The organism is Streptomyces sp. NPDC006372 (genome assembly GCF_040612515.1).
Lineage (GTDB): Bacteria > Actinomycetota > Actinomycetes > Streptomycetales > Streptomycetaceae > Streptomyces.
In genome coordinates this window covers 101016-113385 of sequence record NZ_JBEXQJ010000031.1, presented here as the reverse complement: position 1 = coordinate 113385, position 12370 = coordinate 101016, and the positions used below count along the sequence as shown (strand labels likewise).

Sequence of the window (12370 nt, the reverse complement as noted above, 5' to 3'; positions counted from 1 at the left end):
ACACCCTCCCCCCCCGACGCTCTTCCGATCTGGGCCCCCCAGCCGTCCGGAGCCCCTCGGCCGTCCGGAGCCCCCCAACCGTCCGGAGCCCCCCAACCGCCCGGGCCCCCCAGCCGTCCGGAGCCCCTCGGCCGTCCGGAGCCCCCCGGCCGTCCGGGCCCTCGAAGCCCGGCCCCTCCCCCCGGAAGCCCCTCACCCCCGGCTCGCGTCTCCTCTTCCCCGGCGCTCCGCGCTCCGGCGCATTACCCTCGGTGCCCATGAGCGACAGGCACATCAGTCAGCACTTCGAGACGCTCGCGATCCACGCGGGCAACACCGCCGACCCCCTGACGGGCGCGGTCGTCCCGCCGATCTATCAGGTGTCCACCTACAAGCAGGACGGTGTCGGCGGTCTGCGCGGCGGCTACGAGTACAGCCGCAGCGCCAACCCGACCAGGACCGCGCTGGAGGAGAACCTCGCCGCCCTGGAGGGCGGCCGCCGCGGTCTCGCGTTCGCGTCCGGACTGGCGGCCGAGGACTGCCTGCTGCGCACGCTGCTCAGCCCGGGCGACCACGTGGTCATCCCCAACGACGCCTACGGCGGCACGTTCCGGCTCTTCGCCAAGGTCGTCGCCCGCTGGGGCGTGGAGTGGTCGGTCGCCGACACCAGCGACCCGGCCGCCGTACGGGCCGCCCTCACCCCGAAGACCAAGGTCGTGTGGGTGGAGACCCCCTCCAACCCCCTGCTCGGCATCACCGACATCGCCGCCGTCGCTCAGGTCGCCCGGGACGCAGGCGCCCGTCTCGTCGTCGACAACACCTTCGCCACGCCCTACCTCCAGCAGCCCCTCTCCCTGGGCGCGGACGTCGTCGTGCACTCGCTGACCAAGTACATGGGCGGCCACTCCGACGTCGTCGGCGGCGCGCTGATCACCGACGACGCCGACCTGGGCGAGGAACTGACCTTCCACCAGAACGCGATGGGCGCCGTCGCCGGCCCCTTCGACTCCTGGCTGGTGCTGCGCGGCACCAAGACCCTCTCCGTGCGCATGGACCGGCACAGCGAGAACGCCACCAAGGTCGCCGACATGCTCACCCGGCACCCGCGCGTGACCAGCGTCCTCTACCCGGGCCTGCCCGAGCACCCCGGCCACGAGGTCGCCGCCAAGCAGATGAAGGCGTTCGGCGGCATGGTCTCGTTCCGTGTCGAGGGCGGCGAGCAGGCGGCCGTCGAGGTCTGCAACCGCGCCAAGGTGTTCACCCTGGGCGAGTCCCTGGGCGGCGTCGAGTCGCTGATCGAGCACCCCGGCCGCATGACGCACGCCTCCGCGGCCGGTTCGGCCCTCGAGGTCCCCGCCGACCTGGTGCGGCTGTCCGTCGGCATCGAGAACGCCGACGACCTGCTGGAGGACCTGCAGCAGGCGCTCGGCTAGAGGCGCCCGCCCGCGGGGTCACCAGCCGGTGAGGGGTGGAGTCGTGTCCGACGGCGGCTCCACCCACGGGTGGGCCGTCATCGCCCACACCGTGAACGCCACGGCCGCCGCGAACGCCAGCAGCCACAGCACGCGGCGGGCGAGCGCCCTGCGCCGCAGCATGCGGCCGCCCCGGCGCACCGCCTCCGCGTGGATCTCGGGCGGCACGGCCCGCGGCGTCTGCTCCATGAGCCGCCGCACGGCGGCCTCACGGTCGTTCCCCCTCATACCCGGCTCCGGTGCCGCGCACAGCTCATGACGGCACCGCCTTCGCGGCCGGCGCCGTAACCCCGGCCTTCCGCGACCGGTGCAGCAGGGTCGTCGTCGCCCGGTGGCAGATGGCCCGGACGCGCTCCGTCGACAGGCCCAGCAGCGCCGCCGTCTGCTCCTCGCCGACGCCCTCGTAGAGCCTGAGCACCAGGATCAGCCGCTCCTGCGGGCTGAGCGGGGCGAGCGGGCTCGCGGGGTGCGGGCGGGAGCGGCCGAATCCGCCGTACTGGTGCCATGCGCCGCGGGCGAAGCGGGTCGCCAGGTACTGGCGGGTGCGGTCGTACGGATCCTCACCGCGCAGCCGGTCCCAGCCCGCGTACGTGTGGGCCAGCGACAGCGTCAGCAGCCGCCGGGCGCGCGGGTTGTCGTCCGGTGCCTCCGCGGTGAGCAGCGTGGCGGCGTGCAGCAGCCGCCCGGCCGCGCCCGCGACGAACGCCTCGAACTCGCGGGCCCGACGGGTTGCCCGGGACGCATGCCGCTGTCGCACCGCGCCTCCCGCCTGCCGGCGACCCTGAGGATGCGGGGCCCGGCACGGACACGACGCCCGCCCACGACGGGGCCCCGGTCTCATATCAGGCCAGGGGCGGCCCCGTGGTCAAGAGCCGCGCACCGGGTCGGCGCGACGGGCCCGCGGCGCACGGCCCTCAGAACGGCGACGAACGGGCCCAAGGCCCTCAAACCCGGCTCGGCCCTGCCCTCGGAACCCGGCCCCCGGCCCTCAGAGCGGCTCGCCCCTCAGAACGACCCTCGCCCTCAGACAGACCCTCGCCCCAGCAGACCCCCGTCCTCAGGCAGACCCCCGACCCCAGGGACGGCCCCGAACCGGCGGCCCGTCCTCAGGACTGCGACTGCCCCTCAGGCCCCGGCACCCCCGGTACCGCCATCCGGGCGGACAGCGCGCTGTTGAAGCGCGTGAGCAGCGAGCAGAACGCCTCGCGTTCCTCCGGCTCCCAGTCCTGGGTCAGTTCGGCCATCAACTGCCGTCGGGAGGAGCGCACTTCCTCCAGTCGCGCCTGCCCGCGCGGGGAGAGCTGGAGCACCACGGCCCGCCCGTCCTCGGGATGCGAGGTGCGCTTGACCAGGCCGGTGTCGACGAGCGGAGCCACCTGCCGGGTGACCGTCGAGGAGTCGATGCCCATGCTCGCGGCGAGCGCCTTGACGCCCATCGGGCCTTCCTTGTCGAGCCGGTTGAGCAGCAGGTACGCGGCGCGGTCCATGGAGTTGCGCACCTGCCCGACTCCGCCGAGCCGGGTCTGTTCGGCACGGCGGGCGAACAGCGCCACCTCGTGCTGCAGCGTGTCGAGGAGACCGGTGTCACCGACGGTCGTCATGTCCATCGACATTTCAGGTGTTGTGGGCATGGCCGGGGGCTCACTTCGTGGAGGGCTGGCTGATTGGGGGACAGGGTACGCGGCTGGAAGGCGGGCCGTACCGGCGCTGCGCAAAGCGGGTCTCGGAGGTTGGTCACAACGTTCGTTCCCACCCGTGAACTGCGATGCTGGAGCCATGAGCTACAGCACGGCTGACTCCTTGCGCCCCGTCACCCTCGATGACGTGCGCGGAGCCCAGAAGATGCTCTCGGGCGTGGCGCGGGTGACCGCGATGGAGGGCAGCAGGCACCTGTCCCAGATGGTCGGCGCGCCGGTGCACCTCAAGTGCGAGAACCTCCAGCGGACCGGTTCGTTCAAATTGCGCGGCGCGTACGTCCGGATCGCGGGTCTGCTGCCCGAGGAGCGTGCCGCCGGTGTCGTCGCCGCGAGCGCCGGCAACCACGCGCAGGGTGTCGCCCTGGCCTCCGCGCTGCTCGGCGTGCGCTCCACGGTGTTCATGCCGAAGGGCGCCCCGCTGCCCAAGGTGAGCGCCACCCGGGACTACGGGGCCGAGGTGCGGCTGCACGGCCAGGTGGTCGACGAGACACTGGCCGCGGCGCAGGAGTACGCCGCCGAGACGGGCGCGGTGTTCATCCACCCCTTCGACCACCCCGACATCATCGCCGGTCAGGGCACGGTGGGCCTGGAGATCCTGGAACAGTGCCCCGAGGTGCGCACGGTCGTCGTCGGCATCGGCGGGGGCGGGCTGGCCGCCGGGATCGCCGTGTCGGTGAAGGCCCTGCGTCCGGACGTGCGGATCGTGGGTGTGCAGGCGGAGGGCGCGGCGGCCTATCCGCCCTCGCTGGCGGCGGGCCGGCCGGTCACGGTCGAGAACCCGGCGACGATGGCCGACGGCATCAAGGTCGGGCGGCCCGGCGACGTGCCGTTCGGGATCGTCGGCGAGCTGGTCGACGAGGTGCGCACGGTCAGCGAGGACGAGCTGTCCGCCGCGCTGCTGCTCTGCCTGGAGCGGGCCAAGCTGGTCGTGGAGCCGGCCGGGGCGAGCCCGGTCGCGGCGCTGCTGAGCGAGCCCGGCGCCTTCGAGGGGCCGGTCGTCGCCGTGCTGTCCGGCGGCAACGTCGACCCGGTGCTGATGCAACGAGTGCTGCGGCACGGCATGGCCGCACAGGGCCGCTATCTGGCCGTCCGGCTGCGGCTGACGGACCGTCCGGGAGCTCTCGCCACACTTCTGGGTGCGTTGTCAGTGGTTGACGCTAACGTCCTCGATGTGAGTCATGTGCGAACCGACCCGCGGCTCGGACTCACGGAGGCGGAGGTCGAGCTGCACCTGGAGACGAAGGGCCCGGCGCACTGCGCCGAGGTGGGTCAGGCGCTGCGCGAGGCGGGCTACACGGTCATGGGCTGAGCCGGCGCACGAACCGTTCAAGATCCCTTCATCTCCCCGGAAACGCGACACGGAAAAACTCATTGAGAGACGCGATACATCGCGTTATGGTGTGTTCGTGCGATCCATCACTCACCTGTCCGGCGATCCCCGAAGACGTGGAGACTCATATGCCAGGCGCCATCTATGCCGAAGGTCTGGTCAAGACCTTCGGTGACGTCAAGGCCTTGGACGGCGTCGACCTCGACGTGCCCGAGGGCACGGTCCTCGGCCTGCTCGGGCCGAACGGCGCGGGCAAGACGACCACCGTCCGCTGCCTGACCACCCTGCTGCGGCCCGACAGCGGACGTGCGGTCGTCGCGGGCATCGACGTGCTGAAGCAGCCCGATGCCGTCCGCCGCTCCATCGGCCTGTCCGGCCAGTTCGCGGCCGTCGACGAGTATCTGACCGGCCGGGAGAACCTCCAGATGGTCGGTCAGCTGTACCAGATGCGAGCGAAGGCGGCGAAGAAGCGCGCGGCAGAGCTGCTGGAGCAGTTCCATCTCGCGGACGCCGCCGACCGCCCCACCAAGACCTACTCCGGAGGCATGCGCCGCCGGCTCGACCTCGCCGCGGCCCTCGTCGTCTCGCCGCCCGTGATGTTCATGGACGAGCCGACCACCGGCCTCGACCCGCGCAACCGCCAGCAGTTGTGGGAGGTCATCAAGCAGCTGGTCTCCGGCGGTACGACGCTGCTGCTGACCACGCAGTACCTGGAAGAGGCCGACCACCTCGCGCACGACATCGCGGTGGTCGACCACGGCCAGGTCATCGCCCAGGGCACCTCCGACCAGCTCAAGGCCCGCACCGGCGGCGAGCGCGTCGAGGTCGTGGTGCACGAGCATGAGCACATCCAGGCCGCCGCCGAGGTCCTCGCCGGCTTCGGCAAGGGCGACACCACGGTCGAGGAGCACATGCGCAAGCTCACCGCGCCCGTGACCGGCGGCGCCAAACTCCTCGCCGAGGTCATCCGGGAACTGGACACGCGGGGCGTCGAGATCGACGACATCGGCCTGCGCCGGCCGACCCTCGACGACGTCTTCCTGTCCCTGACGGGACACGTGGCCGAGGTGAAGGGCGAGGAGAACGACAAGGAGAAGGACAAGGAGGCCGCGAAGTGAGCGCCGTCACCGACACCGTGCGGGTCGCGCCGGCCGCGAACCCGGTCAGCCAGTCGATCCGCGACTCGATGGTCGTGGCCAAGCGGAACCTGATCCGCATGTCCCGGATCCCCGAGATGATCATCTACGGGCTGATCCAGCCGATCATGTTCGTGGTGCTGTTCACCTACGTCTTCGGCGGCTCCATGCAGATCGGCACCAGCACGAGCGCCGTCGACTACAAGAACTTCCTGATGGCGGGCATCTTCGCGCAGACCGTCACGTTCGCGACCGCGAGTTCCGGCGCCGGCATCGCCGACGACATGCACAAGGGACTCATCGACCGCTTCCGCTCCCTGCCCATGGCCCGTGGCGCGGTGCTCACCGGGCGCACCCTCGCCGACTCCGTGCAGACGGCCCTCACCCTGGTCGTCCTCGCGGTGGTCGCCCTGCTGGTCGGCTGGCGCGTCGGTTCGTACGGCAGCACGAACGCCGCCAAGGTCCTCGCGGCCTTCGGGTTGCTGCTCCTGCTCGGTTACGCGTTCACCTGGATCGGCGCCCTGATCGGCATGTCCGTCCGGACCCCCGAGGCGGCCACGTCCAGCGGCCTCATCTGGCTCTTCCCGGTCACCTTCATCTCGAACGCCTTCGTGGACACCAGCCACATGACCCCGTGGCTGCGTCACATCGCCGAGTGGAACCCGTTCAGCGCCACGGTCCAGGCCTGCCGCGTGCTGTTCGCCAACCCCGGCCAGTCACCGTCCGACGCCTGGCCCATGCAGCACCCCGTCTGGGCCTCGCTGATCTACTCGATCCTGATCCTGGTCGTCTTCCGGACGCTGGCGGTGCGCAAGTACCGCTCCGCGACCGCATGACAAAACCCCGGCGCCCGAAGGACGCCGGGGGCACGTCAAGCTTCTTCGTGACCGGTCAGCCCTCGTACGGCTCGGCCTTGATGATCTTCACCGAGGCCTTCTTGCCGTTCGGCAGCTCGTACTCCGCGTCCTCGCCGACCTTGTGGCCGATCACGCCGGCACCCAGCGGGGACTGCGGGGAGTACGTCTCGATCTCGGCGCTCGCGTACTCACGGGAGGCGAGCAGGAACGTCAGCGTGTCGTCCTCATCACCGTCGAACGCGATCGTGACGACCATGCCGGGCGCCACCGCACCGTCCGCAGCGGGCGCCTCACCGACCTTGGCGCTCTCGAGGAGCTGGGTGAGCTGGCGCACACGGAGCTCCTGCTTGCCCTGCTCCTCCTTGGCCGCGTGGTACCCGCCGTTCTCACGCAGGTCGCCCTCCTCGCGCGCGGCAGCGATCTTCGCGGAGATCTCCGCCCGCGCGGGACCAGTAAGGTACTCAAGCTCAGCCTTGAGCTTGTTGTACGCCTCCTGGGTCAGCCAGGTGACGTTCTCGCTGGTCTGGGTCACAGGTGCTCCTCGTAGGTACTGGGAATACAAAGCATCGCCCTACCCAGAAGAATGTTCCTCCACGGATGGGCGAAACCACGAGCCTAACAATTCAGGGGCGCAAGGGGGAGGACATAAGCCACCAGATTCACGTCAACGCAGGTCAGGCCCTACGTATTCCGGGTGGCCGGTTGTCGTCAGTCGGCGTGGCAGCCCAGCAGCTCGGCCGTGGTCCCCGGAGAGGTCGTACGCAGCGTGACGACCTTGTCGATGCGGGTGGCGTCCCCGTCGAAGTGGAACTCGGCCCGCCCCACGACCTCGCCGCTCTCGGCCTGCGAGCGCACGGTGCAGTAGCCGTCGGTACCGGCGTCCTTGTGCACCTGGAGATGCACCTGGACCGACTTCTCGCCGAGCTCGAAGCTGATCACCTCGGCGCTGATCTCGTTCTGGCCGACGTAGTGGTAGCCGAACCAGCCGACGAGCCCCAGCAGCGCCGCCGCGAGCACGGCCCCGATGATCTTGAGCTTGTGGTCGGCGCGCTCGTCCGAGGTGCGGCCGTAGCGCCCCTCGGGCAGTCGCGTGCTCGCCGTGCTCATGATCGTCCTCCAGACAGGGCCGGGACGAACGCCCCGGAAGCGGCCCCGGGACCGGGTCCCGGAATTATTCGCCCGCCGATTCGGTCACTATAGAAGCCGCTGATTGCGCCGACGCACACAGGGCGCCGACTTACTGAGGATTGAGTCTTGACTGACCAGTTGCGACTGATGGCCGTCCACGCCCACCCCGACGACGAGTCGAGCAAGGGCGCGGCGACCATGGCGAAGTACGTGGCCGAGGGGGTGGACGTGCTGGTCGTGACCTGCACGGGCGGGGAGCGCGGCTCCATCCTCAATCCGAAGCTCCAGGGGGACACGTACATCGAGGAGCACATCCACGAAGTACGCAAGAAGGAGATGGACGAGGCCCGGGAGATCCTGGGCGTCAAGCAGGAGTGGCTCGGCTTCGTCGACTCGGGCCTGCCCGAGGGCGACCCGCTCCCGCCGCTGCCCGAGGGCTGCTTCGCCCTGGAGGACGTCGACCACGCGGCCGGTGAACTGGTGCGCAAGATCCGCGCCTTCCGCCCCCAGGTGATCACCACCTACGACGAGAACGGCGGCTATCCGCACCCCGACCACATCATGACCCACAAGATCTCGATGGTGGCGTTCGAGGGCGCGGCGGACACCGAGAAGTTCCCGGAGGCGGAGTACGGCGCCGCCTACCAGCCGCAGAAGCTGTACTACAACCAGGGCTTCAACCGCCCCCGCACCGAGGCGCTGCACCAGGCGCTGCTGGACCGGGGCATGGAGTCGCCGTACGGGGAGTGGCTCAAGCGCTGGGACGAGTTCGGCCGCAACGAGCGCACGCTCACCACGCACATCCCCTGCGCCGACTACTTCGAGATCCGCGACAAGGCACTGATCGCGCACGCCACGCAGATCGACCCGGACGGGGGCTGGTTCCGGGTGCCCATGGAGATCCAGAAGGAGGTCTGGCCGACGGAGGAGTACGAGCTCGCCAAGTCCCTCGTCGATACCTCCCTCCCCGAGGACGACCTCTTTGCGGGCATCCGCGACAATGCCTGACATGAGCGCAAGCGCAAGCCTGGCAATGACGCATCTCGTCTCCTTCGCCAAGGAGGTCGACGAGGACAAGGTCACCCCCGGCGTCCTCGGCTTCATCGTCTTCGCGGCGATGGCCCTGGCGGTGTGGGCCCTGATGAAGTCCATGAGCCGGCACATGAACAGGGTCGACTTCACACAGGTCCCGGACCCCAAGGCCGAGCATGCGGAGGCGGACCCCGCGGCAACGGAGCCCGAGACGGAAACCTCCGGCCAGGGCAAGAAGCAAGGCTGACGCCCCTTCCGGGGGCGGTACCCGTCAGCGGCGGTCCGCCGCCGACGGGTACCGCGCGCACCCTGCGCGCCGGACCGGACACGAGCTACGCCTTCGACTCCACGGCCACCCCCATGACCTCCCGGGCATGCCTGCGCGGTGTCATCCCGAGCTCCCAGGCCTGCCAGCCGGCCTCCAGGCTCACGCCCCGTTCCAGCAGCAGCGCCCACGCGTCCGCGTACTCGTCGAGCTTCTCGTCGCGCAGCGGATGACCCGACCGGGAGAGCTCGGCCAGTTCCTCCTGGGCCACCGCCGTACCGACCTCCACGCCGCCCGGTGCCGCATAGGGCAGCAGCGTGCAGCGCAGGAAGCGGGCCCAGTCCTCGCCCCGGCGGTCGCCGTACGACGTGAACAGGGCCGCCGCCTCGTCGCACAGGGCCAGCGCCTGCTGGGTGCGGGCGTTGCCCGCGTCCACCACCGCCAGCTCCAGGCAGGTCCAGGCCTCGCCGTGGGCGACGCCGATGCGCTGGAAGTCGGCGCGGGCGTCCACCAGGAGCTGCCGGGCGAAACCCGAGTTGCGCAGCGAGCCCGTCTGGGCCGCGCGCAGGTCACGGGTGGCACGGGCGGAGTGGTGGCGGGCGCACGCCAGGCCGTACACGTCGCGCATACGGGAGAACATCGTGCGGGAGCGTTCCAGCTCACGGACCGCCTGGTCGAGGTTGCCCGTCTCCTCCAGCGCCTGGCCCAGGTAGTACAGCGTCCACGCCTCGCCCCGCGCGTCCTCGTTGTCGCGGTGCCGGGCGGCCGCCCCGCGCAGCTCCTCCACGGCCGGTGACGCGTCCCCGTCGACCAGCCGGGCCCGGGCCAGCTGGGTCAGCGCCCAGGCCTCGCCGCGGGCGTCACGGGTCCGGCCGTACAGATCGAGGGCCGCCCGCAGCTCGGACTCGGCCCGCGGGACGTCGCCCATGCGCAGGCCCAGCTGCCCGAGCTGGAAGTGGGCCCAGGCCTGGCCGTGCACGGACTCGCCCCGGCGGTGCAGGACCAGGGACTCGGTCAGCAGCTCCAGGGCCTCCGCCACCCGGGCGCGGTCCCGCTCGACGGCCGCCAGGGCGTGCATCGTCCAGGCCCGGTCCGTCGCCAGCTCGGGGGAGGCCTGCAGCGCCAGGGCCTCACGGAGCTTCGCCGACGCCTCCGTCAGATTGCCCTGGTGGTGCAGGGTGATGCCGAGGGAGCACAGGGCACGGGCCGCGCCCGCGTCGTGATGCGCCTCCCGGTACAGGTCGACCACCGACGCGAGGGTGGCACGCGCCTTGTCCAGTTCACCGAGCTGCCGCGCCGCGATGCCGGTGCGCCACTGCACCGAGCGGACCAGCAGCCCCTCGTCGACGGCCTGCGCGAGTTCACTGATCTCGCCCAGGCGGTAGAGGTCGCCGCGCAGCAGGCAGTAGTCGCACAGGGCGCCCAGGAGGTTCAGGACCGCCGCCTGGTTCACGCCCTCGGCGTGCCGCAGCGCCGCCGTGATGAAACTCGACTCGTCGTCCAGCCAGCGCAGCGCCTCGTCGAGGGAGGTGAAGCCGTACGGGCTGAAGCGGTTCGTGCGGGTCGACATGTTGCCGTCGACCATCCGCAGCACCGAGTCGGCCAGCTCGGCGTAGTTCACGATCAGCCGCTCCTGCGCCGCCGTGCGCTCGGCCGGTTCCTCCTCGTCGAGGAGCCGGGCCTGCGCGAAGGCGCGGACCAGGTCGTGCAGCCGGTAGCGGTCGCCCCGGACGTGGTCGATCAGCCCCGCGCGGGTCAGGGCCTGGAGATGGCGTTTCGCCTCGGCCTCGTCGGTGGCCAGCAGCGCGGCGGCCGCGGCGGCGCCGAGCGAGGCCCGGCCGGCGAGAGCCAGCCTGCGCAGCAGCCGCCGTACCGTCTCCGACTGGTCGGAGTAACGCAGCCACAGGGCGCGTTCGACCGGCTCGACCGGGCCGTACGCGCCGAGGTCCGTGGCCAGCGTCCGCGGCGAGCGCGGGCCGAGGCACGACCCCACGATGCGCAGCGCCAGCGGCAGCCCGCCGCACAGCTCCCGGACCCGGTCGGCGGAATCGGCGTCGTACGGTCCGGAACGGTCCTGGGCCGCCGCGCCCAGCAGTTCCTCCGCGCCCGCCGCGTCCAGCGGCTCCACCGCCAGATGGTGCACCCGCGCGGGCAGGTCGCCCAGCTCCAGCGGCCCCCGCGCGGTCACCAGCACCAGACTGTCGGACCGCTCCGGGACCAGGGCGCGGACCTGCTCGGCGTCCGAGGCGTCGTCGAGGACGACCGTGACCGGCAGGCCGGTCAGATGCTGGTGGTACAGCTCGCTGAGCCGCTTGACCTGCTGGTCGGGGGAGGAACGCTCACGGAACAGCAGTTGCTCGCGGGGCGCGCCGAGCCGGTTCAGCAGGTGCAGCAGGGCGTTGCGGGTGGACAGCGGGGACTCGCCCGGGCCCTCGGCGCGCAGGTCGACGAGGCAGGCGCCGCGGAAGTAGTCCTTCAGTCCGTGCGTGGCGTGCACCGCGAGCGTCGTGCGGCCGCTGCCGGGCGTGCCGTGCAGGACCACCACCGTCGGCTGGGTCTCCGTGCTCGCCCGGGCCGCCTGCACCCACTGCCGGATCCGCGCCAGCTCCTGGCGCCGCCCCGCGAACGGCTGAGCCGGTTCCGGAAGCTGCCCGAAGGACTGCGACAGCACATTGCGGCCGCGTGCCGCCGCGCTCTTGTCCGCGCCCCGCAGCCGCGGCCCCGTGGTCTTCGGCCCGGTGGAGGCGGCACGCACCCGCTGCTGGTCCAGGAACGGCCGGATGCCCCGCACCTCCAGCGCCGTCAGCCACTGCAACCGCAGCTGCTCCGGCCCGCCCGGCTGGCTCACGGCCCCGGCCCGGCGGTGCGCGGCCGGCAGATGCGAGCCGACCACCTTGGCCACGGTCGCCGCGGCGCCCACGACCCCGACGGTCACACCCGCGCTCACCGCCGTCCCGGCAGCGGTGCCGAGGGCCAGGTCGGCGACGACGGCCGTGACCGCCGCGACCCCGGCCACCAGCAGTGGCGTCCCGGCGCCCTCCCGGGCGTAGCGCTGTCCGAAGGTGAGCTGTCCGGCCGCCGCCTCGTCCAGGGCGCGCGTGTAGGCCTCGTACTCCTCGGCCGCGCTCTGCGCCATCCCGTCGAGCGCCCCGCGCGCCCGCGCGAGCAGCACCTTCCCGTCGGTACGCCCGCCCGTCCGGCGCACCTCCTCCTCCACGGCCCGCGCCAACAGCCGCTCGGCCTCCGCCCGATGACCGTCCCGCATGTCACGTCCCCCTCCGGCGAAACACCGTTCCCTGGTCGTTCCCTCGGTCGTTTCCTTGGTCAAGTGTGCTGTGGACGGAGCATCGGGGCGAGGGGGCGTGCCCGGACCGATTATGTGAAGAGACGGGTGTGTTGGGGTGCGGCGCGACCGTCGGCCGGGCGTCGCGAGCGACGTCCGCGCACCGCCTGACGCGTGCCGGGCGGGGTACT

At 71.7% G+C, this 12370-nt stretch carries 12 protein-coding genes; 6 read left to right on the top strand and 6 right to left on the bottom strand.

What is annotated here, in order from left to right; translation table 11 throughout:
• Positions 1–257 precede the first annotated feature (257 nt).
• The gene (locus ABZ016_RS33395) at positions 258–1412 is read left to right on the top strand and encodes a cystathionine gamma-synthase (RefSeq protein ID WP_356920442.1); all 1155 of its coding nucleotides are present in this window, start codon (positions 258–260) and stop codon (positions 1410–1412) included.
• Between the two features lie 18 nt (positions 1413–1430).
• Here the strand turns inward: ABZ016_RS33395 and ABZ016_RS33390 are convergent, their stop codons facing one another.
• The 3 genes from ABZ016_RS33390 to ABZ016_RS33380 form a co-directional block, all read right to left on the bottom strand.
• A complete protein-coding gene (locus ABZ016_RS33390) occupies positions 1431–1679 on the bottom strand; it encodes a hypothetical protein (RefSeq protein ID WP_356920441.1) in 249 nt (82 codons plus the stop codon).
• Positions 1680–1704: 25 nt separating this feature from the next.
• Positions 1705–2208 carry a sigma factor-like helix-turn-helix DNA-binding protein gene (locus ABZ016_RS33385; RefSeq protein WP_356920440.1) on the bottom strand — a complete coding sequence of 168 codons (504 nt, stop codon included), beginning with the start codon at positions 2206–2208 and terminating at the stop codon, positions 1705–1707.
• Positions 2209–2557: 349 nt separating this feature from the next.
• Complete coding sequence (locus tag ABZ016_RS33380) at positions 2558–3064, bottom strand: MarR family transcriptional regulator (protein WP_356920447.1); 507 nt, start codon at positions 3062–3064, stop codon at positions 2558–2560.
• Between the two features lie 163 nt (positions 3065–3227).
• Between ABZ016_RS33380 and ilvA the strand changes: the two genes are divergently transcribed.
• The 3 genes from ilvA (at position 3228) to ABZ016_RS33365 (ending at position 6450) form a co-directional block, all read left to right on the top strand.
• Positions 3228–4457, top strand: a complete 1230-nt coding sequence (gene ilvA, locus ABZ016_RS33375; RefSeq protein WP_356920439.1) for a threonine ammonia-lyase — start codon at positions 3228–3230, stop codon at positions 4455–4457.
• A 149-nt stretch (positions 4458–4606) separates the two neighbouring features.
• Positions 4607–5596: an ATP-binding cassette domain-containing protein gene (locus tag ABZ016_RS33370; protein ID WP_356920438.1), complete on the top strand. Its 990-nt coding sequence runs from the start codon at positions 4607–4609 to the stop codon at positions 5594–5596.
• A complete protein-coding gene (locus ABZ016_RS33365) occupies positions 5593–6450 on the top strand; it encodes an ABC transporter permease (RefSeq protein ID WP_356920437.1) in 858 nt (285 codons plus the stop codon). Before ABZ016_RS33370 ends, ABZ016_RS33365 begins: the two co-directional genes overlap by 4 nt.
• 55 nt (positions 6451–6505) lie before the next feature.
• Here ABZ016_RS33365 and greA read toward each other — a convergent pair whose 3' ends face one another.
• Together greA and ABZ016_RS33355 are read right to left on the bottom strand one after the other, a co-directional pair.
• Positions 6506–7003, bottom strand: a complete 498-nt coding sequence (gene greA / locus ABZ016_RS33360; RefSeq protein WP_356920436.1) for a transcription elongation factor GreA — start codon at positions 7001–7003, stop codon at positions 6506–6508.
• Positions 7004–7179: 176 nt separating this feature from the next.
• Entirely contained in the window at positions 7180–7578 is a 399-nt protein-coding gene (locus ABZ016_RS33355; RefSeq protein ID WP_356920435.1) for a DUF4307 domain-containing protein, read from the bottom strand.
• Between the two features lie 168 nt (positions 7579–7746).
• Here ABZ016_RS33355 and mca point away from each other — a divergent pair, with 168 nt between their 5' ends.
• The gene (gene mca, locus ABZ016_RS33350; protein WP_356920446.1) at positions 7747–8607 is read left to right on the top strand and encodes a mycothiol conjugate amidase Mca; all 861 of its coding nucleotides are present in this window, start codon (positions 7747–7749) and stop codon (positions 8605–8607) included.
• Positions 8600–8878, top strand: a complete 279-nt coding sequence (locus tag ABZ016_RS33345; protein ID WP_356920434.1) for a hypothetical protein — start codon at positions 8600–8602, stop codon at positions 8876–8878. Before mca ends, ABZ016_RS33345 begins: the two co-directional genes overlap by 8 nt.
• An 85-nt stretch (positions 8879–8963) precedes the next feature.
• On the opposite strand, the gene ABZ016_RS33340 is transcribed toward ABZ016_RS33345, so the two are convergent.
• Positions 8964–12161 carry a tetratricopeptide repeat protein gene (locus tag ABZ016_RS33340; protein WP_356920433.1) on the bottom strand — a complete coding sequence of 1066 codons (3198 nt, stop codon included), beginning with the start codon at positions 12159–12161 and terminating at the stop codon, positions 8964–8966.
• Positions 12162–12370 lie beyond the last annotated feature (209 nt).

Excerpts from the sequence above, each read along its gene's own strand:
- ABZ016_RS33395 (WP_356920442.1), top strand. The coding sequence starts at position 258 with ATGAGCGACAGGCACATCAGTCAGCACTTCGAGACGCTCGCGATCCAC.
- mca (WP_356920446.1), top strand. The coding sequence starts at position 7,747 with ATGGCCGTCCACGCCCACCCCGACGACGAGTCGAGCAAGGGCGCGGCG.
- ABZ016_RS33355 (WP_356920435.1), bottom strand. The coding sequence starts at position 7,578 with ATGAGCACGGCGAGCACGCGACTGCCCGAGGGGCGCTACGGCCGCACC.
- ABZ016_RS33340 (WP_356920433.1), bottom strand. The coding sequence starts at position 12,161 with ATGCGGGACGGTCATCGGGCGGAGGCCGAGCGGCTGTTGGCGCGGGCC.
- ABZ016_RS33370 (WP_356920438.1), top strand. The coding sequence starts at position 4,607 with ATGCCAGGCGCCATCTATGCCGAAGGTCTGGTCAAGACCTTCGGTGAC.
- ABZ016_RS33345 (WP_356920434.1), top strand. The coding sequence starts at position 8,600 with ATGCCTGACATGAGCGCAAGCGCAAGCCTGGCAATGACGCATCTCGTC.
- ABZ016_RS33380 (WP_356920447.1), bottom strand. The coding sequence starts at position 3,064 with ATGTCGATGGACATGACGACCGTCGGTGACACCGGTCTCCTCGACACG.
- ilvA (WP_356920439.1), top strand. The coding sequence starts at position 3,228 with ATGAGCTACAGCACGGCTGACTCCTTGCGCCCCGTCACCCTCGATGAC.
- ABZ016_RS33390 (WP_356920441.1), bottom strand. The coding sequence starts at position 1,679 with ATGAGGGGGAACGACCGTGAGGCCGCCGTGCGGCGGCTCATGGAGCAG.